The sequence below is a fragment of the Seonamhaeicola marinus genome (assembly GCF_008085455.1).
The window spans coordinates 413,764-440,450 of the sequence record NZ_VSDQ01000679.1; the positions used below are offsets into that span (position 1 = coordinate 413,764).

Below are 26,687 nucleotides of genomic sequence, written 5' to 3' on the forward strand. Positions count from 1 at the left end.
TTTAGTCTTAGGCTTTTTTTTGCGAATGAATTATATTCGCTTAAAATAGTCACATGCCAAAAGAACATCTTAAAACTCAATTAGAACACCTGTCCAGTACGTTACAAGGTGAGTTGTTTTTTGATGATTTGCATAAAAGCATTTACGCTACAGATGCCTCGGTATACAGAAAAATTCCAATAGCAGTTGCTTTTCCAAAAGATAAAAGCGATTTAAAAAAATTAATTGCTTTTGCATTAGAACATCAAACCACTTTAATTCCCAGAACTGCTGGAACTTCCTTGGCAGGACAATGTGTTGGAGATGGTGTTGTGGTAGATGTATCAAAGCACTTTACTAAGATTATAGAGCTAAACGAAATCAAAAAGACTATTGTTGTTCAACCAGGTATTATTAGAGATGATCTTAATAGGTTTTTAAAACCGCATGGTTTGTTCTTTTCACCAAATACGTCAACCAGTAATAGATGCATGATCGGTGGAATGGTTGGCAACAATTCATCTGGTTCAACCTCAATTAAATATGGTGTTACTAGAGATAAGGTATTAGCACTGGAAACTATTCTATCCGATGGTTCTGAAGCTACGTTTAATACTCAAAATAAAAACACCTTAAAAGAAAAACTAAGTGGAGAAACTTTAGAGAATAGAATTTATAAGACCTTAGTTCAAGAACTTTCTAACACGGATAATCAAGAACATATTCATAAAGAATTCCCTAGCAAGACTATTCATAGAAGAAATACAGGATATGCCGTTGATGCCTTGTTAGACAGTAATACTAAAGATGGCTTAGTTGAGAACTTTAACCTGTCAAAACTACTTTGTGGTAGCGAAGGCACATTAGCGTTTACAACAGCAATTACTTTACAATTAGACGATTTACCCCCCACTGAAGAAGCCTTAATTGTTCCGCATTTTAACAGTGTTCAAGAAAGTTTAGAAGCCACTGTAATTGCCATGAAACATAATTTGTTTGCATGTGAATTGCTTGATAAAACTATTTTAGATTGCACAAAAAACAACAGAGAACAGCTTAAAAACAGATTCTTTATAGAAGGTGATCCAGAGGCCGTTTTAATGTTAGAAGTACGAGGAGATTCTAAAGAAGAAGTTAAGAAACAAACTTCTAGCTTGATTAAGGATCTAAAAGACGCTGGTTTTGGATATGCTTTTCCCGAACTATATAATGAAAATATTAAAAAAGCTTTAGAGCTTAGAAAGGCAGGTTTAGGTTTACTGGGAAATATGGTTGGAGATGCTAAAGCAGTAGCATGTATTGAAGATACGGCTGTAGATTTACAGGATTTGCCAAATTATATTGCAGAATTTACCAAAATGATGGATGGATACAACCAAAAATCGGTGTACTACGCGCACGCTGGTGCCGGAGAAATTCATTTAAGGCCTATTCTTAACCTAAAAGACTCTGAAGATGTGCAACTTTTTAGAGACATCACTACCAATACTGCAAAACTGGTAAAAAAATATAAAGGTTCTTTTAGTGGGGAACATGGTGATGGTATTGTTAGAGCCGAATTTTTACCATTAATGATTGGTGATAAAAACTATGAATTATTAAGACGTATTAAAAAGAGTTTTGATCCTAATAATGTGTTTAACAAAGGAAAAATTGTTGATGCATTTCCTATGGATAAATCGCTACGTTATCAAGTTGACAGAAAAGAACCAAACATAGAAACTTTATTAGATTTTTCGGATTCTGAGGGACTTTTAAAAGCTGCCGAAAAATGCAATGGTTCGGGTGATTGTCGAAAATCGGTTTCCGCTGGTGGAACAATGTGTCCTAGTTACAGAGCAACTAAAAACGAAAAAGATACCACAAGAGCACGTGCTAATGCGTTGCGTGAGTTTTTAACAAATTCAGAGAAGTCAAATCGCTTTAATAACAAGGAATTAAAAAAAGTTTTCGATTTATGTTTAAGTTGTAAGGCTTGTGCAAGTGAGTGTCCAAGTAATGTAGATGTCGCAAGTTTTAAAGCCGAGTTTTTATACCAGTATCAAAAAGAAAATCCCCCATCATTCGGAGCAAAAATGATGGCTAATAATGTAAAGTACAGTAAACTTGGAAGCAAATTACCAAGGTTAACGAATGCCATATTAAATACAGCAACTTCAAAAAGAATCTTAGGTATTGCTCAAGAAAGAAGTGTACCTAAATTGGCGAAAGCTACGTTTAGAAATTGGTATAAAAAACAAAAAGTAACTATTTCAAAAACTGATGATAAAGGTGAACTTTATTTGTTCGTTGATGAGTTTACCAATTACTATGATGTTGAAATTGGAAAAGATGCTTTTGAATTACTTTTAAAACTTGGCTACAAAGTTAATATTATAGCGCATGAAGAAAGCGGCAGAAGCTTTATTTCTAAAGGTTTTTTAGATGAAGCGAAAAAAGTAGCCAATAAAAACATCGAAATATTTTCTAAAGTGATTTCTAAAGCATCTCCTTTAGTAGGTATTGAACCATCAGCTGTTTTGACCTTTAGAGATGAGTATTTGCGTTTAGCAGAAAACAAAGCAGCTGCAATAAGATTATCGCAATCTACGTTTACAATTGAAGAGTTTATTAAAAATGAAATACTAAAAGGGAATATTTCTGAAAAACAATTTTCTGAAGAAGAAAAGGTAATTAAAATTCATGGTCATTGCCATCAAAAAGCCTTAAGTACTATAGAAGCCACATTTAGCATGCTTAATTTACCAAAGAATTATAAGGTAAGTGTTTTAAGTACTGGTTGTTGCGGTATGGCAGGATCTTTTGGTTACGAAAAAGAACATTATAAAGTTAGTATGCAGGTTGGAGAAGACACGTTGTTTCCTAAAATACGACATAGTGAGGCTTCAGTAGTAATCGCCGCTTCGGGAACAAGTTGTAGGCATCAAATTTTAGATGGTACAGAAAAGATATCATTACACCCTATTAGTATTTTAAGAAGAGCAATAAAGTAATTAGTAGTATTTTTTTGTTTTCATTAAAATTTAATACCCTGATAATCAAATTAAAAAGTTATGTGTTTTTTCAAAACAAATAATGTATATATTTGTAGCCGAAATAAAAGTTGAGTTGTCAATTTTTGAGTAGGGATATTTTTTTGCTTAGACAATCTTTAATGTTCAACACATAAAAATGCATTTAATCGGTGATTAGTGTATTTTGTAGATGATTTTTTAAGTAAAAAAGCTAAAAATTGTTTTTACAGCTTAGTTTTTTTTATACATTTGCTATCAAATGACAGTACAAAATAGAAGAATATTTGCCTCAATCTTATTTGTATTAATAAGTTTTGTATGTTTTTCCCAAACGGGTGGGGAAAAATTACCACCGGTACCTGGTACGCCAGGTGGTCCTGTAGGCCCTCCGGGTTTCCCAATAGATGGTGGTGTTATTCTAGGTGTTATTTTTGCACTATGCTATGGAGCTAAAAAGCTTCTTTTCCAAAATCCTAATAAGTAATTTTTTTATTGAACCTTACAGTTAATTAAGATTGGTAAGTTTTGTAACGTATTTTCCCAATACATCAAACTCCAAGTTAACAACAGTTCCCTTTTTAAACGTATTGAAATTAGTATGCTGGTAAGTGTATGGTATTATAGCAACGTTAAACGTGTTTTTTCCAGAATTTACCACGGTTAAACTCGTGCCGTTAACCGTAATGGACCCTTTTTCAATGGTTAAGTTGTTTAAAGAAGCATCGTACTCAAATGAAAATACCCAGCTACCATTTTCTTCTTTAACATTTGTGCATATTCCAGTTTGGTCTACATGTCCTTGAACAATGTGTCCATCTAATCTATCGCCTAATTTCATTGCCCGTTCTAAGTTAACTTTATCGTTAATTTCCAAGCTGTTTAAATTAGTTTTGTCAAGTGTTTCCTTAATAGCTGTTACTGTATAATAATCATTATCAATGTTAACCACAGTTAAACAAACCCCATTATGCGCTACACTTTGATCTATTTTTAACTCGGAAGTAATATTGCTTTTTACTGTAATGTGAAGGTTAGTATTTTCTTGTTTTAAATCAGTTATTATACCTAAATCTTCAATAATTCCTGTAAACATATTATTATCTGTTTAATTGGTTAAATTTGCAGAATCAAAATTACGAACAAAACGCGTCATTTTAATGAAGAATGAAGAAAATATAGTAGTAGGAATATCCATTGGTGATTTAAATGGAATTGGGGGAGAAATCATACTAAAAACATTTGAAGATAATAGAGTTTTAGAGTTTTGTACACCAGTTGTTTTTGCTTCAGCTAAAACCATGAGCTTTTTAAAAAACCATTTTAAATCTAAAATAAACTTTCATAACCTTAATAATTTTGGGCAATTAGCTCATGGTAAGGTTAATGTTTTTAATTGCTGGAATGAGCCAGTTAAAATTGAGTTTGGAAAAGAAGACCAGAAAATAGGTGAATTTGCAATAAAATCTTTAAGAGCAGCTACAAATGCTTTGAAGAAAGGAGAGATAAATGCCCTTGTAACAGCACCTATAAATAAATCTAATATTCAATCTAAAGATTTTAAATTTCCCGGGCATACAGACTTTTTAGCCCAAGAATTAGATGGAGAAAGTTTAATGTTCATGATTACTGAAACACTTAGGGTTGGACTCTTTACAGACCATGTTCCTGTAAAGGACATTGTGAATCATGTTACTGAAGAGCTTATAGTTAAAAAGGTAAATACAATTTATGAATCTCTTAAAAAGGATTTTAGAATATCTAAACCAAAAATAGCCGTTTTAGGTATTAATCCGCATACGGGAGATAATGGTGTTATTGGAAAAGAAGATGATGAGGTGCTAAGGCCAACACTAAAAAAACTAAAAGAAAATGGAAAGCTAGTTTTTGGACCGTATGCAGCAGATAGTTTTTTTGGGTCTAGCAATTATACCAATTTTGATGCTATCATTGCTACGTATCACGATCAAGGTTTAATTCCATTTAAAACATTATCATTTGGTCAAGGAGTTAATTATACTGCAGGTTTAAGTAAGGTTAGAACTTCTCCAGATCATGGTACTGCATATGAAATAGCTGGAAAAGGACAAGCAGATGCAGGTTCTTTCAAAGAAGCGCTTTATGCAGCAATTCAAATTTACAAGAACCGATTTGATTACGAACAACTTACGGCCAATGCTTTGAAAAAAAAGCAACAATAGATATAAACAAAAAAATGTTTATAAGTAATGTTGCATAATATAAAAATTCATATATTTGCAGGCTCAAAATAGATGTGAGAATGAAGCCATTGAAAGAATTCATAATTCAGTTTGTAGGTTTAAAAGTAGGAAAGCATCTTTTTGAGTATAAAATTGAGCAGGCGTTCTTTGATCATTTTGAGTATAATGAATTTAATAATGCAAGGGTAGATGTAGAAGTAGAGCTAGAAAAGAAATCAACTTTACTAGAACTACATTTTAAAGCATCAGGATTTGTAAATGTTAATTGTGATTTAACCAATGAACCTTACGATCAGACTATTGAAAATGAGTTTGAGTTGGTAGTTAAATTTGGAGATGAATTTAATGATGAACACATTGATATTTTAATAATTCCTCACGGTACTTATGAAATTGAAATTGCACAATATATATATGAATTAATTGTATTGGCAGTTCCAATTAAAAGAGTGCACCCAGGTGTTGAAGATGGTACATTAGGTTCAGAGATACTTGATAAATTAGAACAATTAAGCCCAAAGCTTAATGATGAAAAAGAGGAAGAAGAGGACATAGATCCTCGTTGGAATACATTAAAAAAACTATTAACGGATAATAAATAATATAAAAAATGGCACATCCTAAGAGAAAAATCTCTAAAACCAGAAGAGATAAGAGAAGAACACATTATAAAGCATCTGTGCCACAGATAGCTACTTGTCCTACAACAGGTGAGGCTCATTTATATCATAGAGCACATTGGCACGAAGGTAAATTATATTACAGAGGTCAAGTATTAATTGACAATTCTGAAGAAGAAAACTTAGCATAACTTATATGCGCGCATAATATAAAACGCTCACTAGTGAGCGTTTTTTTTTATGTGACCCTTTTTCTAAATACAAAAACGCGCATTTTATGTGTTTTTAATTCAAAATTTAGTAGTTTTCACCAAATTTTGAGTGTTTTTGTTAAAGTTTAATGAATTTTTAGTCAATTCAACTATCAAGTTATGAGTAAAATTTCTGCGGCTATTACAGCTGTTGGCGCCTATGTGCCAGAATACGTATTAACCAATCAAATTCTTGAGACTATGGTTGATACAAATGACGAGTGGATAACTACTCGTACAGGAATTAAAGAGCGAAGAATTTTAAAAGAAGAAGGCAAAGGCACGTCTTTTTTAGCAATTAAAGCCGCTCAAGATTTAATAAGCAAAAAGGGTTTAGACCCTAAAGACATAGATTTGGTTATTGTTGCAACGGCAACACCAGACATGAAAGCAGCTTCTACAGCCTCTTATACCGCTTCAGAAATAGGAGCAGTTAATGCTTTTACTTTTGATATGGATGCTGCTTGTTCAAGCTTTTTATATGGTATGTCTGTAGCTGCTGGTTATATAGAATCTGGTAGATACAGCAAAGTTCTTTTAATTGGAGCAGATAAAATGTCTTCTATAATTAATTACAAAGATAGAGCTACATGTATCATTTTTGGAGATGGTGCAGGTGCCGTTTTGTTTGAACCAAATGAAGAAGGTCTTGGTCTTCAAGATGAGTACTTAAGAAGTGACGGAAGCGGAAGGGAGTTTTTACAAGCCCCAGCAGGTGGTTCTGTTAGTCCTTTAACACATGAAGCTTTAGACAAAGGTTTACAGTACGCATTCCAAGAAGGAAGAACCGTATTTAAAAATGCAGTTTTTAATATGGCAGATGCAACCATGAAAATTCTAGAGCGTAATAATTTAACTAAAGAAAATGTTGCGTGGTTAGCAGCACATCAAGCTAATAAACGAATTATTGATGCTACTGCAGAACGAATGGATTTAGAACCAGAGAAGGTTATGATGAACATTCAAAAATATGGTAATACGACCTCTGCTACTTTACCGTTATTATTACATGATTACGAATCCCAACTTAAAAAGGGAGATAATATAATTTTCGCTGCTTTTGGTGGCGGATTCAATTGGGGGTCCATTTACTTAAAATGGGCATATAATTCAGATAACTAACCAAAAACTAATTAGTAAAATTATGGATATTAAAGAGATTCAAAACTTAATCAAGTTTGTTGCCAAATCTGGGGCAAGTGAGGTTAAATTGGAGATGGATGATATCAAAATCACCATCAAAACTGGATCAGATCAAGAAGCAACTATTGTACACCAAGTACCAGCTGCTGTTCCACAGATAACTCAAGTTGCTGCGCCTGCTCCTGTTGCTGCTGCGCCAGCACCTGCAGAAGCTCCTAAAGAACCTGCAGCACCAGCTAATGATGAATCAAAATACATCACAATAAAATCTCCAATCATTGGAACTTTCTATAGAAAACCTTCTCCAGACAAGCCATTATTTGTAGAGGTAGGTCAAACAATAGCAGAAGGAGATGTACTTTGTATCATTGAAGCTATGAAGCTTTTCAATGAAATTGAATCTGAAGTTTCAGGTAAAGTAGTTAAGATTTTAGTTGATGATTCTTCTCCAGTAGAATTTGATCAACCTTTATTTTTAGTAGATCCTTCATAACCAATTAAAAATTCCAATCTACAAATCCAAAACCCCAATTATTTGGAATTTGGTGCTTGGAAATTGAATTTTTAAATAAAACGTTATGTTTAAAAAAATATTAGTAGCCAATAGAGGTGAGATAGCACTACGTGTTATTAGAACCTGTAAAGAAATGGGCATTAAAACAGTTGCGGTATACTCAAAAGCAGATGAAGAGAGTTTACATGTAAAGTTTGCCGATGAAGCTGTTTGTATAGGACCTGCTCCAAGTAGTGAGTCTTATTTAAAAATGTCTAATATCATAGCCGCTGCAGAAATTACAAATGCAGATGCTATTCATCCAGGATATGGATTCCTTTCAGAAAACGCAAAGTTTTCAAAAATATGTACAGAACACGGTATTAAATTCATTGGAGCCTCTGCCGAAATGATTGATAAAATGGGAGACAAGGCAAATGCCAAAGCGACCATGAAAGCTGCTGGTGTACCTTGTGTTCCAGGAAGTGAAGGTGTTATTGCGTCTTATGAAGAGTGTGAAAAACTGGCGGAAGAAGTAGGTTATCCTGTAATGCTAAAGGCTTCTGCCGGAGGTGGAGGTAAAGGTATGCGAGGGGTTTTCAAGAAAGAAGATCTTAAAGATGCTTGGGACTCTGCTAGACAAGAAAGTAAAGCAGCTTTTGGAAATGATGATATGTACATGGAAAAGCTTATTGAAGAGCCAAGACATATTGAAATACAAGTTGTAGGCGATTCTACTGGTAAGGCATGTCATTTATCAGAAAGAGATTGTTCTGTGCAACGTCGTCACCAGAAATTAACAGAAGAAGTACCTTCGCCATTCATGACAGATGAACTGCGTCAAAAAATGGGAGAAGCTGCTGTGAGAGCTGCAGAATATATAAAGTATGAAGGCGCTGGAACAGTTGAGTTTTTAGTTGATAAACACAGAAACTTCTACTTCATGGAAATGAATACGCGTATTCAAGTAGAACACCCAATTACGGAGCAAGTAATTGATTTCGATTTAATACGTGAGCAAATATTAGTTGCTGCTGGAGTGCCAATTTCAGGTAAACATTACGAGCCAAAATTACACTCTATAGAATGTAGAATTAACGCTGAAGATCCATTTAACGATTTTAGACCTTCTCCAGGTAAAATTACCGTGCTTCATGCACCAGGAGGCCATGGCGTAAGATTAGACACGCATGTATATGCTGGTTATTCTATTCCACCAAACTATGATTCTATGATTGCTAAGTTGATTACTACGGCGCAAACTAGAGAAGAAGCAATTAACAAGATGAAGCGCGCTTTAGATGAGTTCGTTATAGAAGGGATAAAAACGACTATACCTTTCCACAGACAACTTATGGAGCATCCAGATTATTTAGAAGGTAATTACACTACTAAATTCATGGAAGACTTTAAGATAAAGCAAATATCAGAAGATTAAATATAAAAAAACTCCGAAAGCAATTTCGGAGTTTTTTTATGATTTAGTTTTATTTTGGCTTAGAACAAAAGTGCTAAATTAGTAGCATGAACTTTTCTTATTGGGAAATAAAAACCTGGCTATCGAATATTGATTTCACTATTATTGGTAGCGGTATTGTTGGACTCAATTGTGCTATTCAGTTAAAAGAACGTTTCCCAAAGTCTAATGTTTTAGTGCTTGAAAAGGGTATGCTACCTCAAGGCGCGAGTACTAAAAATGCAGGTTTTGCATGCTTTGGGAGCTTAAGTGAATTAGTTGACGATTTATCAACCCACACCGAACAAGAAGTCATTAATCTTGTTAAGAAGCGAGTGGATGGTTTAAAGCTATTAAGACATACTTTAGGAGATTCAAATATAGATTTTCAACAAAACGGTGGTTACGAATTATTCTTTGAAAGTGACGATTTATTGGAGCAATGTATTGCTGAAAGAGATCGTATAAACAATCTTTTAAGACCTGTTTTTAATTCAGATGTTTTTAATTTAAAGTATAATGAATTTAAAAATATCAATAAGCAATGTTTTTTTAACCCATTTGAGGGACAGATTGATACGGGTAAAATGATGGTTTCATTGTTGCAATTGGCCCAAAAAAAGGGTGTTAAAATCTTGAATAATATTTCTGTGGACTCCTTTTCTGAAGATTTCAATTCAGTTATGATAAAGACCAATAAACTTGACTTTGTAACTTCTAAATTATTAATAACTACCAACGGTTTTGCATCAGAATTAATAAATGAAAAAGTTAGTCCAGCAAGAGCACAAGTTCTAGTTACAAAGCCAATAAAGAATTTAAAAATTAAAGGAACGTTTCATTTAGATAGGGGATACTATTATTTTAGGAATATAGACAATAGGATTTTGTTAGGTGGTGGCAGAAATATGGATATTAAAGGAGAAACAACTACTAAATTTGGTCAGACCCAAGATATTCAAAACAGGCTAGAAGAATTGCTAAAAACTGTTATTTTACCAAATAAGGATTATGAAATAGACCATCGTTGGAGTGGCATAATGGGCGTAGGTAACAAAAAGGAAGCTATTGTGAAGCAATTAGGTAATAATGTGTTTTGTGGTGTAAGACTTGGTGGTATGGGTGTTGCTATTGGAAGTTTAATTGGTAAGGAGTTGGCTAATTTAGTTTAAATGAATTTAAAAGAAGAATTATACAAACAGTGTGACGTCTTTATATCAAACAGATTTGAGACTATTCAAAAGACTATTGAGGAAATCCAGGAATCTCTAACTACAGAAACAAAAAGTACAGCTGGAGATAAGCATGAAACGGGTAGAGCCATGTTGCAATTAGAACGCGAAAAGACGGGTAGTCAATTGGCCGAAATTCAAACTATTAAAACAGTTTTATCTAAGATTGATGTTGGAAAATCTACAAATACTGTAAGTCTTGGAAGCATTGTTTATACCTCTAATCTTAACTATTTTATAGCTATAAGTGCTGGAGAATTAAAGGTAGGAAATGAGACTTTTTATGCTGTTTCCGTTGGTACCCCCATTGGGCAATTGTTAATTGGTAAGGTTATTGATGACGAAATAGTATTTAGAAACCAAAAATTCGTTGTCGAGAAAATTTTGTAGAAGCAATGAAGCCTAGCTATTTTTTATTCCTCTTTGTTTTGAATCTGAATTTACTAGTAGCTCAAAGCAGTGTTATTCCCATTAAAATAGAAACCCAAGAAAGGTATATTCTATACAAAGCGTCGGGGTATGACGAAATGATACAGAAGATAAAAGACATGGATTATTGGGATAAAAGAAAGATTAGTGAATCTTATACAAAGGCAGTTTGGCGATCTGAGAACGGTTTTAACACAGCATTTTATAAATCTGTTTTATCCAAAGAAAATTACGACTACTTAAAGAAAAATAGAAGTAGAAAAACTCTGTTTTATATCTATTATGTTATTGATCATACGGGAGATAAAACTTATTCTGTTGCTTTGAAATTTCCAAAGAATTTAATTGAACTTTCAGAAAAGGAAGTACAAGCCATATTATCTGAAGCAATGGAGCATACTTTTAAATATGAAAAGAGACCAAAAGTGGATAACTTTTTTTTTAAGGTGGGTTATGCCTTAGCTATTTAGTCACCTTTAAATAAACTTCGGTATCATTAGTCAATTCCGACTGGTGCTCAAACAACACAACTTCTCCATCCAAATCAGCTTCAATTAAATAATGGTTTCCGTTATAATAAGAACGTTTTATGGTTGCTTTTAAATCAGACTGATCAACTATTTTAATTTGATGCGCGTATACATAACCATAGTCCTTAATAATGTTAAACTCTCCAAAAAATGAAGCTATAAGAGGCGTTTGAGGATTGTTATAGAGACTTTTGGGCGTATCACTTGCTATAATTTTGTTATGATCTAAAACGATCATTTTATCAGCAAATGAGAGTACATCATTTTTATCATGAGTAGCCACAATACATGCAATGTTTTTTTCTTTAAGGTATTTAAAAAGATTCCGCCTTAAAGACTGCTTTTTAAAATTATCAATATGACTAAATGGTTCGTCTAATAAGATAATTTCTGGTTGTTTTGCAATAGCTCTTGCAAGGGCAACACGTTGTTTTTGCCCGCCACTTAACAGTTTTACTTTGGTCTTTGCCAAATGCGTTAATTCTACAACTTTTAGGAGTTCATTAACGCGCTCTTGTTTTTCTTCGGGATAAAAATTTGATAGAAATTCACCAATATTTTCTGCTACAGTGGTATATGGCATTAGATCAAATTCTTGTGCTACATACTTCATAAAGTCATAGCCCACAACAAGATTAAAAGCAGGTCCTAAAATTTGGGTGTCCTTCCAGAAGATGCTCCCTTTATTTAAATCATACTCCCCATAAAGCACTTTTAGGAGTGTGCTTTTACCCGATCCGCTTTCTCCAATGATAGATAGATGTTCACCAGCTTTTACAGAAAAGCTGATGTCTTTTACAACAATGTCCTTGCCGTAGCCAAACGATATGTCTTTTACCTGTAGCATCTTTTTTGTAAAGTTGTAAAAGTAGCAATAATTTAAGTGTTATTTGTAGATGCTTCACTATCGTTCTGCATGACATTGTGTTGTCATTCAGAAGGAGTAACCACTGAAGCATCTTTTATATTTATAGATTTCTTCGCTACGCTCTAAATGGCAAAAAAAAGACCAGCAAGGTTTTAAAACCTTGCTGGTCTGAAGAAATTATGAATTTAATTTACCCTTTTATGTCTTCCTGTGTTTTACTAGGCAGAACTTCATATCCCATGTTATAAAGTGTAAACCCGAAAATATCAGCATATTGTTCAATTACCTTACTAACAGGTGTTCCGGCACCATGTCCGGCATCTGTTTCAATTCTAATTAAAGTAGGGTTAGAACCCATTTGTTTACGCTGCAATTCCGCAGCAAATTTAAAACTATGGGCCGGCACAACGCGATCATCATGGTCTCCGGTAGTTACCATAGTTGCAGGATACTCAGTGCCTATTTTAACATTATGTACAGGAGAATAAGCTTTTAAGTATTCAAACATTTCTTTATTATCTTCTGCAGTACCATAGTCGTATGCCCACCCTGCACCAGCAGTGAACGTATGGTATCGTAACATATCTAAAACACCAACAGCAGGCAAGGCTACTTTTGCTAAATCGGGTCTTTGAGTCATCGTTGCTCCAACCAAAAGACCTCCATTAGAGCCTCCACGAATTGCTAGGTAGTCTGAAGAGGTATAGTTGTTTTCAATTAAGTACTCTCCAGCGGCAATAAAATCGTCAAACACATTTTGCTTTTGCAATTTGGTACCAGCATCATGCCATTTTTTACCATATTCACCACCACCTCTTAGATTAGGAACAGCGTAAATACCACCTTGCTCCATCCAGACTGCCATACCAATGCTAAACGACGGATTTAAGCTTATATTGAAACCACCATAACCGTAAAGAATGGTTGGATTTTTTCCGTTAAGCTCAAGCCCTTTTTTATGAGTGATAATCATTGGCACTTTTGTACCATCTTTAGAAGTGTAGAATACTTGATTACTTTCATAACTATCACTATCAAATTCTGTAGATGGTTTCCAATGCAGTTTTGTTTCACCTGTTTCTAAATTTAAAGTGTAAACGCTAGAGGGTGTACTGTAATTTGTGAAAGAGAAATAATCTATGTTTTCATCTTTTTTACTACCAAAACCACCTGCATTACCAACCCCAGGAAGTTTAATATCTCTAATTAAATTACCATCATAATCAAATTGTTTTACCTTAGAAATAGCATCGACCATATATTCGGCTATGAAGTATTTCCCAGAGGTAGAAGGTAAAAGAACATTATCTGTTTCTGGAATAACATCTACCCAGTTTTCTGGGGTAGGATTAGAAACATCAACTTTTACAATACGTTTATTAGGAGCATTAAGATTAGTAACTAAATACAAGGTACTACCAACATTGTCTATAACGTATGTAGTAGTCTTAGTATCATCTAGAACTGTGACTAAGGGACTATTTTCAATAGATAAATCTTTTACATAAAGTTTATTTCCAGTTGTAGAAATGCGAGGTGATATTACGAGATATTTGTCATCTTCAGTAACAAGACCATAGATATAGCGATGCTTTTCTTCTGGAGTTCCACCATATACCAGTACATCACTTTTTTGAGGTGTACCTAATTTGTGATAGTATATTTTATGTTGATCTGTTTTAGCAGATAACTCACTACCTTTTGGTTTATCATAACTAGAATAGTAGAAACCTTCATTTTTATACCAAGAGATTTGAGAAAACTTTATGTCTACCAAAGTGTCTTCTATGATTTCTCTAGTTTCGGCGTTCATGATGATTATCTTTCTCCAATCACTTCCGCCTTCTGAAATAGAATACGCTACGATACTTCCATCTTTAGAGAAGCTTACACCTCCAAGAGAAACGGTACCATCTTTAGAAAATGTATTAGGGTCTAAAAAAACATCTTCAGAACCATCTTCTTTTGTTTTATAAAGGACACTTTGATTCTGTAAGCCGTCGTTTTTATAGAAGTAAGTAGACTTGCCCTCTTTAAATGGAGCGCCAACCTTCTCATAATTCCATAGTTTTTCAAGACGATCTTTTAGATCTTTTCTAAACGGAATGCTATCTAGGTAACCAAAAGTAACTTCGTTTTGCGACTTTACCCAAGCAGCGGTCTCCTCACTCATATCGTCCTCTAACCAGCGGTAAGGATCTTTTACATCAACACCAAAATACGTGTCTACGGTATCTACGGTCTTAGTTTTAGGGTAATTCACTTCAATAATAGTTTTTTCTTGGCTTTTTTTACAACTTACAATAGTAATAAAAAGTAATAATAGAAGAGTTATATTTTTCATGTTTAAAAAATTGATTTCACAAAAATAATTGCTAAAAACATGTAATCCTATTTATATTATGTTAATGTTTTAAGTTTTAATCATAAAAATTGTAATTAAAAATAATATAAATAGCACTTTTTGTAAGTTTAAATGTAAGGGATTTGTACATGTGATAGGAAAATTTTAGCTTCCCTAATAGTGTTTGTTGAATTCAAAAAAAACAACGTTTTTTGTTACAGACCAGACTAAACATTGTTTGAAATAATAGAATAGATAATTTTTCATTTTCTTAATGCGTGCCTCATGATATTAAAAATAAACACTACATATTTTTTCTTTTTCATTTTAGTTTCGTGCGCTGTTGTGAAATTGAGTTGGGCGCAACAGCCAAAAGACCGCCCAAACGTTGTAGTAATACTTGCGGATGATTTAGGATATGGTGATGTGTCGGCATACAATAAAAACGCCGCTTTCTCTACTAGAAATATTGATAATTTAGCTCAAGAAGGAATGCTGTTTGTAGATGGACATACTAGCGCGTCTATTTGCACACCTACTCGATATGGGCTTCTAACCGGTAGGTATAATTGGAGGTCTAGACTCAAAAGACATGGTTTTAAAGGAGATTCTAAACCTCTAATAGAAAAAAATAGAACGACTCTTGCTAATCTTTTCAAAAATAACGGTTACCAAACCGCTATGATAGGAAAATGGCATTTGGGCTGGGATTGGCATTTTAAGAATACTGTGGAGATTGATTTTAGTAGGCCTATTAAAAATGGTCCGTTAGATTGTGGTTTTGATTATTTCTTCGGGCTTGGAGCATCGTTGTCTTCACCACCTTTTGTTTACGTAGAAAATAATCTTCCTACGTCTGTACCTCAGAAAACATCTGTAAACTATGATGAAAAAGCTTTTTGGAGAAAAGGGCCTGTAGGACCTGATTTTAAACATGCTGAAGTTTTAGAGAACTTAATGCAACGTTCTGTAGATTATATTAATAAGGCATCTAAAAAAGAAGATCCATTCTTTTTATATTGTGCGTTGACTGCACCTCATGCGCCTATAATTCCAACAACAGAATTTATTGGTAAAAGTAATACTAATGCTTACGGTGATTTTGTATTAATGGTAGACCACGTAGTTGGGCAAATTATGAATTCTATAAAGAGAAGTGAAGCTTATGAAAATACGCTTGTTATTTTTATTAGTGATAATGGCCAATCTCCAAGAGCAGATTTTGATGGTAAGGAATTATCTAAAGCTGGTCATAATGGAAGTTACATTTATAGAGGAATGAAGTTTGATATATTTGAAGGTGGGCATCGTGTGCCATTTATTATGAGTTGGCCAAAAAAGGTTAAAAAAGGAAGTGTTTCAGAAGAAACTGTTTCAACTGTTGATATTATGGCAACGGTGGCGAACATATTAAACGATAAACTTCTGGATAACTCAGGTGAGGATAGCTATAGTATGCTACCAGTAATTTTAGGAGAAGACTATAAAACCCCTTTAAGAGAAGCAACTGTTTTTCATTCTAGTGATGGGAGGTTTGCCATAAGACAAGGGGATTGGAAGTTGATTTTATGGGGAGGTTCCGGAGGATGGAGTTATCCAAAAACCGAAAAAGAACTTAAAGGGTTACCAAAGTTTCAATTATATAATTTGAAGGAGGACCCGGGAGAACAAACCAATCTCTACTCGAAATACCCAGATAAAGTTAATGACTTGAAAGCACTGTTAAAGACTTATGTGTTAAATGGGAGAAGTACGCCTGGAGTTTCGCAAAAAAATACTGGGCCAGAATATTGGGATGAGTTGAGCTGGATGAATTATTAAATTTTAATAGATAAAGTTATTGGACCAGTAGGATCTAAATTGGTACTAAAAAAGGCTTTGATTTTTTAATCAAAGCCTTTTCCAATTTATATAATATTGTATTGTAATTACACTAAATTGTTTTCAACAAGATACTCTGCTATTTGAATGGTGTTCGTAGCAGCACCTTTACGTAAGTTATCGGCAACAATCCACATATTTAATGTGTTTGGTTGAGTTTCGTCTCTACGAATACGACCAACAAAAACTTCATCTTTATCATGTGCATAAATTGGCATTGGATAAGAGTTGTTTTCTAAATCGTCTTGAACCACAACCCCTGGAGTTTCGCTAAGTATTTGACGTACTTCAGCCAAGTCAAAATCATTTTCAAATTCAACGTTTACAGATTCACTATGCCCGCCAGCAGTTGGAATTCTAACAGCTGTAGCCGATACAGAAAATGTCTTATCGTTCATGATTTTTTGCGGTTCTCTAGCTAATTTCATTTCCTCTTTAGTGTATCCATTTTCTAAAAACACATCACAATGTGGTAATGCGTTTCTACCAATAGGATAAGGATATGCCATTTCACCTTCTATACCAGCAATTTCGTTTTCTAATTGTTGTACAGCTTTAACACCAGTTCCAGAAACAGATTGGTATGTAGAAACAACAACACGTTTCATTTTATATTTATCGTGTAACGGGTTTAAAGCCATTACTAGCTGAATAGTTGAACAGTTAGGGTTAGCGATAATTTTATCCTCAGCCGTTAACTCATTAGCGTTAATTTCTGGAACAACTAATTTTTTAGTCGGATCCATTCTCCAAGCAGAAGAGTTATCAACCACAGTTGTGCCAACTTCAGCAAATTTAGGAGCCCATTCTAAAGAGGTGCCACCACCTGCAGAAAATAAGGCAATGTCTGGTTTCATAGACACAGCGGTTTCTAAACCAACAACGGTGTAATCATTTCCTTTGTAAGGCAATTTTTTACCTACTGAGCGTTCTGACGCTACAGGAATCAATTCAGTTATTGGAAAATTACGTTCTGCAAGAACTTTTAACATCACTTCGCCTACCATTCCAGTGGCTCCAACTACAGCTACTTTCATTTTATAAATTTTTTACATTTCAACTTTGAGCGAACAAAATTAGGCATTAATTATAGGTTTAAACTAAAAAAAAGACCTCAAATTTTTGAAAATGAGGTCTTTTTAACAACAAATAACAGAGTGTTATTTATTTAACATTTAGTTATTTTTTGAGTAAATCTCTAATTTCAGCAAGTAATTCTTCTTGACTTGGTCCTGCTGGTTCTTCTGGAGCTGGCTCTTCTTCTTTCTTCTTCATTTTATTAATACCTTTTACCATCATAAACATTACAAAAGCAACAATAATAAAGTCTATTACATGAGTTAAAAACGTACCATACTCTAAATAAACAGCTTCTGTTGTAACTTCTCCAGCTGCATTAGTCACAGCTTCTTTTAATTCAATTTTTAAAGATTTGAAATCAGCATTAAATATTAAACCAATTAAAGGCGAAACAATGCCTCCTGTAAAAGACGTAACCACTTGTTTAAAAGCAGCACCCATTACAAAACCAACTGCAATGTCTACAAGGTTACCCTTCATTGCAAATTCTTTAAATTCTTTAAGCATAATATGAAATTATAAGGTTAGTATTATTATGACCAATATAGGTAAAAAAGTCACATTTTAAAAAAGTAAAACCTTAAAATACTATATGAATTCTCTCTTAACTCTCTGAGAAACAGAGGTTATAAGCTCATAAGAAATAGTATTTGCTTTTGAGGCTAATGCTTCGGCAGTGGTGTTGTCATTAAAAATTATAACTTCATCACCCTCTTTACAATCAATATCGGTAATGTTTACCATAATCATGTCCATGCAAACATTGCCAATAATAGGTGCCTCTTTTCCGTTAATGATAACATAGCCTTTTCCGTTGCCATATTGTCTTCCAATTCCATCGGCATGACCTATTGGCAAAGTTGCAGTTTTATAGAACCCATCACTTATAAAAGCTCTGTTATAGCCAACAGATTCGCCTTTTTCAATCTTATGAATCTGTGAAATAATGGTTTTTAGCACTGCAATTGGTTTTAGATGTTTGTTCTCTTTATCTGAATTACCAAAACCATACAAACCTATGCCGCTTCTTACCATATTAAAGTGAGCTTCGGGGTAATTTAAAATACCAGAGGTGTTACAAATATGTAACATGGGTTTATAGCCAATGGCATTAATAAAATTTTCGGCTATGGTTTTAAAAGATTTAATTTGACTATCGGTAAATTCTTTTTCGTTTAAATCTTCACTTGCTGCTAAATGCGAAAACAAAGAGACTACTTTTACAGCATTTGTAGCTTTCAATTTGGAGACAACATAGTCTACATCATTTTCCCAGAACCCTAATCGGTTTAAACCTGTATTGAATTTTACATGTACCGGATAGTCTTTTTGATTTTCGGCAGAAGCCATTTCAATAAACTCATTTAAAACCTTGGCATTATATAAATTTGGCTCTAAGCAATTTTCAATAATAGTTTTAAAATTCGATGGAATAGGGTGCAATACCAGAATTGGAGCAGTAATTCCTGCTTTGCGCAATTCTACGCCTTCACTCGCATAAGCTACTGCAAAGTAATCGGTATTTAAATCTTGCAAGTATTTTGCAATTTCTACGGCATCACTGCCATAACCAAAGGCCTTAACAACAGCCATAAATTTGGTGTTGTCCTTAAGTTTTGATCTTAAATGCGTGTAATTGTGTTTTAGCGCTTTTAAATCTATTTGTAGTACGGTTTCTTCCGCTTTAGGCATTCTTATCTTTAGATTTTGGAGAGACTTCTTGAGCATCATTAACATTCATCTTCTTTACCTTTTCACGCAGCATGGCTTTATAAAATGCGGCTCTACTTAAAGGCTCATATTCATCAACTTCACCCAAAAGCACTAGACTTTCATCTTTCGCTTTTCTGTAACTGTATTGCGCCAAGTTTCCTGTACGCGTACATACAGCATGCACTTTGGTAACATATTCTGCGGTAGCCATTAGATTAGGCATTGGTCCAAACGGATTACCTTTAAAATCCATATCTAATCCAGCTACAATTACTCTAATGCCTTTGTTAGCAAGATCATTGCAAACACGTACTATTTCATCGTCAAAGAACTGAGCTTCATCTATACCAACAACATCGCAACCATCGGCTAAAATTGGAATATTTGCAGCAGCGGGAACAGGCGTAGATCTAATCTCATTAGCATCATGAGATACTACCATATCTTCATCATACCTTACATCAATAGCTGGTTTAAAAATTTCAACTTTTTGTCTGGCAAATTGGGCGCGTTTTAACCTACGAATCAGTTCTTCGGTTTTACCAGAAAACATAGATCCGCATATAACTTCAATCCAACCAAATTGTTCTTTATGATTTACAGTATTTTCAAGAAACATTTTGTAATTTTAACATTGAACTTGTTTTAACTTTTATCTTGAAGCAAAAATTAGCCATTTTGTAGTTAGTTAAAGGCTTTTTTGAGTTTCATAGCAGTGCTAAGGAACGAAAAAAAGACAAAAAAATGATGCAAAAGGGCAATTTTTAGCCAATAATTAAAGTTTAAATTAGTTCATTAAACGAATGAGTTTTTCGTTTGTATAAAGGTGGCGTAAATTTTTTAAATAACAAAAACCTGAGGTAGATTAAACCATAAAAATTTAAAATTGATGAAGAAGAAGTTAGAATCTGAGTTAGTAAGTATAGCCCACAGAATTTTAAAACTAAAAGGGAAAGAAGATGTTATAAAAATGCATGCTGAGGTTTCTGCACTATATGAGGCTTTATCAGTTTTAAAATTTGCCCATGAAAATTTTGAAGATGACATTCCTGTAATAGGAAATAACTCGTCTTTTTTTGGAATGCTAGATACGGCTTTTAATAATAAAGTGAGTGATAATATAGAAGTAGAAGATAAGATTTATATTAATCTAGATGATGTGGAAGACGAGGCAATTATGGAGCGTGGTATTTCTACAATAAAAGATATGGTGGCGCACATGCCTGAGGAAACACCTAGGGTAGAAGCCGTTTTTGAAGAAGCAATTCCAGAAGAGATTGCTGAAAGGGATGATTTTGAGAAGATAACCGAAGGTTTTAAGGATATGCCAGTTTTTGAGCCTGCTCCGGCATCGCAAAATGGTGTTGGCAATGAGAAAAAATCTTTAAATGATAAATTAAAAAGTGGCGGACTTAAAATAGGACTTAACGACAAACTAGCATTTATTAAACATTTGTTTGATGGCAAGCCTGAAGATTACGATCGTGTAATCTCGCAAATAAATACCGCTGTTTCTTTAGCAGATGCTAAGCGTTTTATAAATGATATTGTAAAGCCAGATTACCAAGATTGGGTTGGCAAGGAAGAATTTGAAGAACGTTTCTTAGAAATTATAGAGGCTAAATTTCAATAATATTTTGAGTTTGTATTTGTTAACTTTAATAACATTTCAAGGAGTTTAATGTAATATCTTTGTCATGCTGAACTGGTTTCAGCATCTCTTTAAGGGATTGTAATCAATATCAGATGAGTAAACTCTACATAGTCCCAACACCTATTGGGAATTTAAAAGACATAACCTTAAGAGCTATTGAGGTTCTAAAAGAAGCCGATTTAATTTTAGCCGAAGACACTCGAACTTCAGGTAAACTACTTAAGCATTTTGAAATTAGTACACCAATGCAATCGCATCATATGCATAATGAGCATAAAACGGTTGATGGCATTATTCAGAAGTTAAAAGCAGGAACCACCATTGCCTTAGTAAGTGATGCCGGAACTCCTGCAATTTCAGATCCAGGGTTTCTATTGTCTAGAGCATGCATTGAGCATCATATAGAAGTAGACTGCTTGCCTGGAGCAACCGCTTTTGTTCCTGCCTTGGTAAATTCTGGCTTACCAAATGACAAATTTGTATTCGAGGGATTTTTACCCGTAAAGAAAGGTCGCCAAACCCGACTTTTATTACTAGCTGAAGAAACCCGAACTATGATATTTTACGAAAGTCCGCATAAACTAGTAAAAACCTTAGGGCATTTTTGCGAGTATTTTGGGGAAGATAGGCAGGTATCTGTTTCTCGTGAGCTCACTAAACTATTTGAAGAAACGGTGCGCGGAACTGCTAAAGAGGTTTTAGAACATTACACTATTAAACCTCCAAAAGGAGAGATAGTTATTGTTGTTGGTGGGAAAAGTAAATAATAATTTTGAAAAACTGAACTGGCTAGTTCTGAATTTATTTCATTAATTCAGTTTCTAGTAATATACAATTATATTAAATGAACATACAAGAATTTAAAAACAAGCTTAAGAATAATCCAGAGAATATAGACTTTTCTGAAACTATGGCAGTGGTAGAATCAAATTACGAATTTACGCCCACTGCATTTAAAAATGGTAGTTTAGAAAATGCTGAAGGACAAAATTCTGGCTCTTGTAAACTCTTTGCCTTTGCAAAAGCTATAGAGTTAAACCAAGAAGAAACTTTAGCTTGTTTCGGACAGTATTATTTCGATGACGTTTTAAAAGACCCAAACGGAACGGGGCACCAAAACATTAGAAACTTTATGAATACTGGTTTTGAAGGGCTGTCTTTTGATGGGGAGCCTTTAAAAAAGAAATAGATTGTTATTAAGACGTTGAGACAAGAGTCGAGACGGAAGAATCTAAATGGAAGGAGATTCTTCACTGCGTTCAGAATGACAAAAAAAATATGAAACAACTCCTGCACGACATAGCACAATGCACTATCTGCAAAGAACATTTAGTGTTAGGACCAAGACCTGTTGTTTCTGCACATCCAGATTCTAAAATTGTAATTATAGGTCAAGCACCAGGAACTAAAGTACATACCTCTGGTATACCCTGGGATGATGCCAGTGGCAAACAACTTAGAAAATGGTTGGGAGTTTCTAATGAAACGTTTTATGATGAGACCAAATTTGCCATCATTCCTATGGGGTTTTGTTATCCAGGAAAAGGAAAAACAGGCGATTTACCACCAAGGCCAGAGTGTGCACCCCAATGGCATAAACCATTATTTGATGAGTTAAAAAACGTAGAGCTCGTTATTTTAATAGGCATGTACGCTCAGAAGTATTATTTAGGAAAAGCTGCAAAAAAAACTTTAACGGAAACTGTAGATAATTTTCAAGACTATTTACCTAAGTTTTTGCCATTACCACATCCTTCGCCACGTAATAGATTTTGGTTGACTAAGAATCCTTGGTTTGAGGTTGAGGTGTTGCCCGAGTTGAGGAGGCGGATAAGTATAGTTATTTAAGAAATTCTAAATCGTTTTGAGTTAAAAAATCGACAATTTCATTAATGCTTTCAAAAGATGTAATTGAAGTTCTGTAACTCTCATTTTTTTCTTTTGAAGCATATGGACTTTTGGATCTCAATAAAGATTTAATATGATCTAAATCTTCTCCTTTGCGCCTTAACAACCAATGAGACACTAATTCTCCATCATTTAAATAACTTTTGTTGTGATATAACCCATCTTTATTCCAGCCAACTACATGACCAGAAACTTTTTGAGGTATAACAACATCTAATAATTTATAGTTTTCTGCGTCACTTTTTAAAATATAAACAGAACGGTTATTATCTACCGCAAACAATGGATAATTAGGGCTTGATATTTCTCTGTAAATTAACCCTACATTTAAAAATTCATTCTCTTGAATTTCTTCTATAAGATTAAAGGGAGTGGTTGAGAAATAGTTGAGGATATCAGTTTTATCAAAAACTATTTTATTTTGTTTCCATCTAGATGAAAGTTCAGTTTTGGTAATGTTATTTAAGTATATGCTATTAACAACTTCTAAAATCTCATTGAAAGTAATCTCATTATTACAATTAATATTTATTGATGATAATTCATGTCCATGAATTAGTACTTCAAACTCTTGCATAGACCAGCAATGCCCAATTAAATCAAAAAGTATTCCATTTTTATCAGCTAACAAATAGCCTACTCCCAATCTTCCTGGTCTCTGTTTTTGAGACATCCATAATAAATTCTTATCACACCAGTCAAATGCATAACAATATTTGTGTTCTATAATAGTTTTTGGGTCAACAACATATTCTTTATCATCACTATCACTAAAGGGTTTTAACGACTTTAAAAAAGAATTAGCTCTTTGAATTATTAGCTCGATATTTGGGTACATACAAAGAGAAGAGATTTATTAAACATGCTTCCCTTTCTCCCAACCATGTTTCCCTAAATATTGCTCGCCACTTTCAACCGCACCATCTTCAATACTAGTTCCCATGGAATCGTTCCAACGGTTTAGGTATCCAAATAAAGAAATAACACCTAGCATTTCAACAATTTCGCCTTCATCCCAATGTTCGTATAAACGTTTTTTAATGTCTTCGTCTACGGCATTTGGTACTTGTGAAGCTGCCAAACTAAAATCTAATGCGGCACGTTCAGCATCACTAAAAGCAGGGTGCGTTCTGTATTCCCAAATATTATCTAGTTGCTCCTGCTCTGCACCGTAACGTTCTGCGGCTCTAATAGCATGTGCCTGACAATATCGGCATCCGGTAGAGTTACTGCTAACCCAGGCAATCATACGTTTTAAAGCAGAAGTTACTCTACCCTCATTAGCCATTACCGCTTTATTTAAATTAATAAAGGCTTTACTAATAGCAGGCCTACGTTGCATTGTTAATACAGAATTAGGGCAAAACCCTAGTGTTTCATTAAAGAATTCTGCTAATTCTTTGGTTTCCAAATCATGATCGGCAGATAAAGGTGTTACTAAAGGCATATGTAATTTTTATATAGTATTTTTGACTACTACAAGTAACAAAAATTTTATAGAATATGGCAAATCATATCACAACAAAGTGGTTAGGTAATATGAAGTTTGAAAGTACTAATCCCTCAGGACATAACTTGTTTATTGATGCAGGACCAGAGAACGGAGGTAACAGCGAAGGATACCGTCCAAAAGCGTTAATGTTGTCAGGTCTAGCAGGTTGTTCTGGGTTAGATGTAGCTGCTTTGATAAAAAAGATGAAGCTAGATGTTGACGATTTTTCTATTGATATTGATGCAAATCTTACAGAAGAACACCCAAAATATTATGATAAGGTAACTATGACGTTTAACTTTTATGGCAGCGATTTAAATGAAAAAAAATTACAACGCGCTGTAGACCTTTCTATAGAAAAATATTGTGGTGTTATGGAAATGTTTCGTCAGTTTGCAGAAGTAAACGTTGAGACCGTCTTCCATAAGAAAAGTGCCTAATGCCAGATAGTGTCTAAAGTTGTAAGTGCCTAAAGTATTTGAAGTTTTAACTTAAGGCATTTTAAGTACTTTTTAATTTTAGTGCACTTATCTACTAATTTAAAACTTATTAAATGCGTTGGACGCTTAAGCCTAAACCAGAATTATCAAAAGTTAAACACTTACAAGAGTCTTTACAAGTAAGTGAGCCCATTGCTGCCTTGTTGGTACAACGCGGTATTGAGACCTATGAGGACGCTAAAGATTTTTTTAGACCAAGTTTAAGCCATTTGCATAACCCATATCTCATGAAAGATATGGATAAAGCAGTTGCAAGAATAGAACTTGCTATTGCAAATAATGAAAACATTTTGGTTTATGGCGATTATGATGTAGATGGTACTACAGCAGTGGCTTTAATGTCTACCTATTTAAAAACCAAGCACGAGTTAGTTTATACCTATGTACCCAATAGATATGACGAAGGTTATGGCGTGTCTTATAAAGGCATCAACTTTGCTTTAGAAAATGATTTTACTTTAATTATTGCTTTAGACTGTGGTATAAAAGCCATTGAAAAAGTGGCATATGCAAAAGAACAAGGTATCGATTTTATTATTTGTGATCACCACAGGCCTGGAAGTGAAATTCCCGATGCGGTTGCGGTTTTAGATCCTAAGCGTTCAGACTGTGAGTATCCTTATAAAGAATTATGTGGTTGCGGTGTTGGTTTTAAATTAATTCAGGCACTTGCTGAAAAAGACGGATTAACCACAGAAGATTTACTACCCTATTTAGATTTGGTAGCCACAGCCATTGGAGCCGATATTGTACCCATTACCGAAGAGAACAGAGTGCTAGCTTATTACGGTTTGCAAGTCATAAATGCAAACCCCAGACCTGGATTTAAGGCTATTTTAGATCAGTTAAAAAAATCAGAGTTAACAATTACAGATGTTGTATTTACCATAGCGCCAAGAATTAATGCCGCAGGAAGAATGAAACATGGTAATTATGCAGTGGGTCTTCTTGCTGAAGATGACTACGACATGGCAATAGAAAGAGCTAAAGATATTGAAGCTTATAATCATGATAGAAAAGAAACAGATAAACAAGTTACAGCAGAAGCTTTACAACAAATTGAAGAACAAAAAGAACAGGAACGCTTTACTACTGTTGTTTACCATGAAACTTGGCATAAAGGTGTTATTGGTATTGTGGCTTCTAGACTAACAGAAACCTATTATAGGCCTACTTTAGTCTTCACTAAAAGCGGCGATAAATTGGCTGCTTCGGCAAGATCTGTAAAGGGATTTGATGTATATAATGCACTGGAAGCATGTAAAGAACATCTTGAGCAGTTTGGAGGACATAAATATGCAGCGGGTTTAACTTTAAAGCCTGAGAATTATGAGGCGTTTAAACAAGCTTTTGAAGATGTGGTTGCTAAAACTATTGATAAAAATTTGTTAACGCCTGAAGTGCTTGTAGATTCCACTATTGCTTTAAGTGAAGTAACTCCTAAATTTTACAGAATTTTGAAACAATTAGCGCCTTTTGGCCCTAGTAATATGACACCAGTTTTCATGACTGAAAATTTAGTTGATACTGGATTTGGAAAATGTGTGGGTGAAGATAAAACGCATTTAAGGTTAACGGCTTCGCAAACAGATGCAAATCCAATTGTTTGTATTGGTTTTAGTATGGGCGATAAATACGAACTCATTAAAGATAATAAGCCATTTAAGGCCGTCTATTCTATAGATGAAAATGAATGGCAAGGAAACGTCTCGCTACAGTTGAGGTTAAGAGATATAAAGGCATAAAACAGGCTTATTTTAGATTTTATCAAAAAACTAAAATAGTGTGCTTGCTTATTTTAAATTTGAAGAGAATTTTAAAACAACATGAATCTCGGATAAGAAAATTTATGTCAGTTTGAGTGATTTTTGCAAAAAATTG

At 34.0% G+C, this 26,687-nt stretch carries 27 protein-coding genes; 18 read left to right on the forward strand and 9 right to left on the reverse strand.

Annotation, left to right across the window (positions count from 1 at the left end; translation table 11 throughout):
- Positions 1 to 53 precede the first annotated feature (53 nt).
- Together FUA24_RS12990 and FUA24_RS12995 are read left to right on the forward strand one after the other, a co-directional pair.
- Positions 54 to 2,972 (forward strand): FAD-binding and (Fe-S)-binding domain-containing protein, encoded by a 2,919-nt coding sequence (locus FUA24_RS12990; protein ID WP_148542984.1) that lies wholly within the window; start codon positions 54 to 56, stop codon positions 2,970 to 2,972.
- 280 nt (positions 2,973 to 3,252) lie between these two features.
- The gene (locus FUA24_RS12995; protein WP_148542987.1) at positions 3,253 to 3,477 is read left to right on the forward strand and encodes a hypothetical protein; all 225 of its coding nucleotides are present in this window, start codon (positions 3,253 to 3,255) and stop codon (positions 3,475 to 3,477) included.
- Between the two features lie 21 nt (positions 3,478 to 3,498).
- Here FUA24_RS12995 and FUA24_RS13000 read toward each other — a convergent pair whose 3' ends face one another.
- Complete coding sequence (locus FUA24_RS13000; RefSeq protein WP_148542989.1) at positions 3,499 to 4,086, reverse strand: riboflavin synthase; 588 nt, start codon at positions 4,084 to 4,086, stop codon at positions 3,499 to 3,501.
- A gap of 64 nt (positions 4,087 to 4,150) precedes the next feature.
- Here FUA24_RS13000 and pdxA point away from each other — a divergent pair, with 64 nt between their 5' ends.
- From pdxA to FUA24_RS13045, 9 genes are all read left to right on the forward strand, one after another.
- The gene (gene pdxA / locus FUA24_RS13005) at positions 4,151 to 5,191 is read left to right on the forward strand and encodes a 4-hydroxythreonine-4-phosphate dehydrogenase PdxA (RefSeq protein WP_148542991.1); all 1,041 of its coding nucleotides are present in this window, start codon (positions 4,151 to 4,153) and stop codon (positions 5,189 to 5,191) included.
- A gap of 80 nt (positions 5,192 to 5,271) precedes the next feature.
- Positions 5,272 to 5,814, forward strand: a complete 543-nt coding sequence (locus tag FUA24_RS13010; protein ID WP_148542993.1) for a YceD family protein — start codon at positions 5,272 to 5,274, stop codon at positions 5,812 to 5,814.
- A gap of 8 nt (positions 5,815 to 5,822) precedes the next feature.
- On the forward strand, positions 5,823 to 6,023 hold the full coding sequence (rpmF, locus tag FUA24_RS13015) for a 50S ribosomal protein L32 (protein ID WP_148542995.1): 201 nt from the start codon (positions 5,823 to 5,825) through the stop codon (positions 6,021 to 6,023).
- Positions 6,024 to 6,203: 180 nt separating this feature from the next.
- Positions 6,204 to 7,205, forward strand: coding sequence for a beta-ketoacyl-ACP synthase III (locus tag FUA24_RS13020; RefSeq protein ID WP_148542997.1), 1,002 nt, complete (start codon positions 6,204 to 6,206; stop codon positions 7,203 to 7,205).
- A gap of 22 nt (positions 7,206 to 7,227) precedes the next feature.
- The gene (gene accB / locus FUA24_RS13025; protein ID WP_148542998.1) at positions 7,228 to 7,719 is read left to right on the forward strand and encodes an acetyl-CoA carboxylase biotin carboxyl carrier protein; all 492 of its coding nucleotides are present in this window, start codon (positions 7,228 to 7,230) and stop codon (positions 7,717 to 7,719) included.
- Positions 7,720 to 7,804: 85 nt separating this feature from the next.
- The gene (gene accC, locus FUA24_RS13030; RefSeq protein WP_148543000.1) at positions 7,805 to 9,157 is read left to right on the forward strand and encodes an acetyl-CoA carboxylase biotin carboxylase subunit; all 1,353 of its coding nucleotides are present in this window, start codon (positions 7,805 to 7,807) and stop codon (positions 9,155 to 9,157) included.
- Positions 9,158 to 9,243: 86 nt separating this feature from the next.
- Complete coding sequence (locus FUA24_RS13035) at positions 9,244 to 10,347, forward strand: NAD(P)/FAD-dependent oxidoreductase (RefSeq protein ID WP_148543002.1); 1,104 nt, start codon at positions 9,244 to 9,246, stop codon at positions 10,345 to 10,347.
- Entirely contained in the window at positions 10,348 to 10,797 is a 450-nt protein-coding gene (locus FUA24_RS13040) for a 3-oxoacyl-ACP synthase (protein ID WP_148543004.1), read from the forward strand.
- Between the two features lie 5 nt (positions 10,798 to 10,802).
- On the forward strand, positions 10,803 to 11,306 hold the full coding sequence (locus FUA24_RS13045; protein ID WP_148543006.1) for a hypothetical protein: 504 nt from the start codon (positions 10,803 to 10,805) through the stop codon (positions 11,304 to 11,306).
- Here the strand turns inward: FUA24_RS13045 and FUA24_RS13050 are convergent.
- On the reverse strand, positions 11,299 to 12,213 hold the full coding sequence (locus tag FUA24_RS13050) for an ABC transporter ATP-binding protein (RefSeq protein ID WP_148543009.1): 915 nt from the start codon (positions 12,211 to 12,213) through the stop codon (positions 11,299 to 11,301). The genes FUA24_RS13045 and FUA24_RS13050 overlap by 8 nt on opposite strands.
- 211 nt (positions 12,214 to 12,424) lie before the next feature.
- A complete protein-coding gene (locus FUA24_RS13055) occupies positions 12,425 to 14,578 on the reverse strand; it encodes a prolyl oligopeptidase family serine peptidase (protein WP_148543011.1) in 2,154 nt (717 codons plus the stop codon).
- A gap of 285 nt (positions 14,579 to 14,863) precedes the next feature.
- Between FUA24_RS13055 and FUA24_RS13060 the strand changes: the two genes are divergently transcribed.
- Positions 14,864 to 16,399 carry a sulfatase family protein gene (locus FUA24_RS13060; RefSeq protein WP_148543013.1) on the forward strand — a complete coding sequence of 512 codons (1,536 nt, stop codon included), beginning with the start codon at positions 14,864 to 14,866 and terminating at the stop codon, positions 16,397 to 16,399.
- 107 nt (positions 16,400 to 16,506) lie between these two features.
- On the opposite strand, the gene FUA24_RS13065 is transcribed toward FUA24_RS13060, so the two are convergent.
- From FUA24_RS13065 to FUA24_RS13080, 4 genes are all read right to left on the reverse strand, one after another.
- Positions 16,507 to 17,496, reverse strand: coding sequence for an aspartate-semialdehyde dehydrogenase (locus FUA24_RS13065; RefSeq protein WP_148543015.1), 990 nt, complete (start codon positions 17,494 to 17,496; stop codon positions 16,507 to 16,509).
- A 142-nt stretch (positions 17,497 to 17,638) separates the two neighbouring features.
- Positions 17,639 to 18,046: a large-conductance mechanosensitive channel protein MscL gene (mscL, locus tag FUA24_RS13070; RefSeq protein ID WP_148543017.1), complete on the reverse strand. Its 408-nt coding sequence runs from the start codon at positions 18,044 to 18,046 to the stop codon at positions 17,639 to 17,641.
- An 81-nt stretch (positions 18,047 to 18,127) separates the two neighbouring features.
- The gene (gene alr / locus FUA24_RS13075) at positions 18,128 to 19,231 is read right to left on the reverse strand and encodes an alanine racemase (RefSeq protein ID WP_148543019.1); all 1,104 of its coding nucleotides are present in this window, start codon (positions 19,229 to 19,231) and stop codon (positions 18,128 to 18,130) included.
- Positions 19,224 to 19,871 (reverse strand): thymidine kinase, encoded by a 648-nt coding sequence (locus FUA24_RS13080; protein WP_148543021.1) that lies wholly within the window; start codon positions 19,869 to 19,871, stop codon positions 19,224 to 19,226. The genes alr and FUA24_RS13080 overlap by 8 nt, the downstream gene beginning before the upstream one ends.
- A gap of 270 nt (positions 19,872 to 20,141) precedes the next feature.
- On the opposite strand from FUA24_RS13080, the gene FUA24_RS13085 reads away from it, so the two are divergent.
- The 4 genes from FUA24_RS13085 (at position 20,142) to FUA24_RS13100 (ending at position 22,754) form a co-directional block, all read left to right on the forward strand.
- Complete coding sequence (locus FUA24_RS13085) at positions 20,142 to 20,885, forward strand: hypothetical protein (RefSeq protein WP_148543023.1); 744 nt, start codon at positions 20,142 to 20,144, stop codon at positions 20,883 to 20,885.
- Positions 20,886 to 20,998: 113 nt separating this feature from the next.
- The gene (gene rsmI, locus FUA24_RS13090; protein ID WP_148543025.1) at positions 20,999 to 21,673 is read left to right on the forward strand and encodes a 16S rRNA (cytidine(1402)-2'-O)-methyltransferase; all 675 of its coding nucleotides are present in this window, start codon (positions 20,999 to 21,001) and stop codon (positions 21,671 to 21,673) included.
- 77 nt (positions 21,674 to 21,750) lie between these two features.
- Positions 21,751 to 22,095 (forward strand): HopJ type III effector protein, encoded by a 345-nt coding sequence (locus tag FUA24_RS13095; protein WP_148543027.1) that lies wholly within the window; start codon positions 21,751 to 21,753, stop codon positions 22,093 to 22,095.
- Between the two features lie 89 nt (positions 22,096 to 22,184).
- A complete protein-coding gene (locus FUA24_RS13100; RefSeq protein ID WP_148543029.1) occupies positions 22,185 to 22,754 on the forward strand; it encodes a uracil-DNA glycosylase family protein in 570 nt (189 codons plus the stop codon).
- Here FUA24_RS13100 and FUA24_RS13105 read toward each other — a convergent pair.
- Complete coding sequence (locus tag FUA24_RS13105) at positions 22,747 to 23,652, reverse strand: hypothetical protein (protein WP_148543031.1); 906 nt, start codon at positions 23,650 to 23,652, stop codon at positions 22,747 to 22,749. The genes FUA24_RS13100 and FUA24_RS13105 overlap by 8 nt on opposite strands.
- Before the next feature lie 18 nt (positions 23,653 to 23,670).
- Complete coding sequence (locus tag FUA24_RS13110; protein ID WP_148543033.1) at positions 23,671 to 24,261, reverse strand: carboxymuconolactone decarboxylase family protein; 591 nt, start codon at positions 24,259 to 24,261, stop codon at positions 23,671 to 23,673.
- Between the two features lie 56 nt (positions 24,262 to 24,317).
- Here FUA24_RS13110 and FUA24_RS13115 point away from each other — a divergent pair, with 56 nt between their 5' ends.
- Positions 24,318 to 24,746 carry an OsmC family protein gene (locus tag FUA24_RS13115; RefSeq protein ID WP_148543035.1) on the forward strand — a complete coding sequence of 143 codons (429 nt, stop codon included), beginning with the start codon at positions 24,318 to 24,320 and terminating at the stop codon, positions 24,744 to 24,746.
- A 113-nt stretch (positions 24,747 to 24,859) separates the two neighbouring features.
- Positions 24,860 to 26,551 (forward strand): single-stranded-DNA-specific exonuclease RecJ, encoded by a 1,692-nt coding sequence (gene recJ / locus FUA24_RS13120; RefSeq protein ID WP_148543037.1) that lies wholly within the window; start codon positions 24,860 to 24,862, stop codon positions 26,549 to 26,551.
- Positions 26,552 to 26,687: the final 136 nt, after the last annotated feature.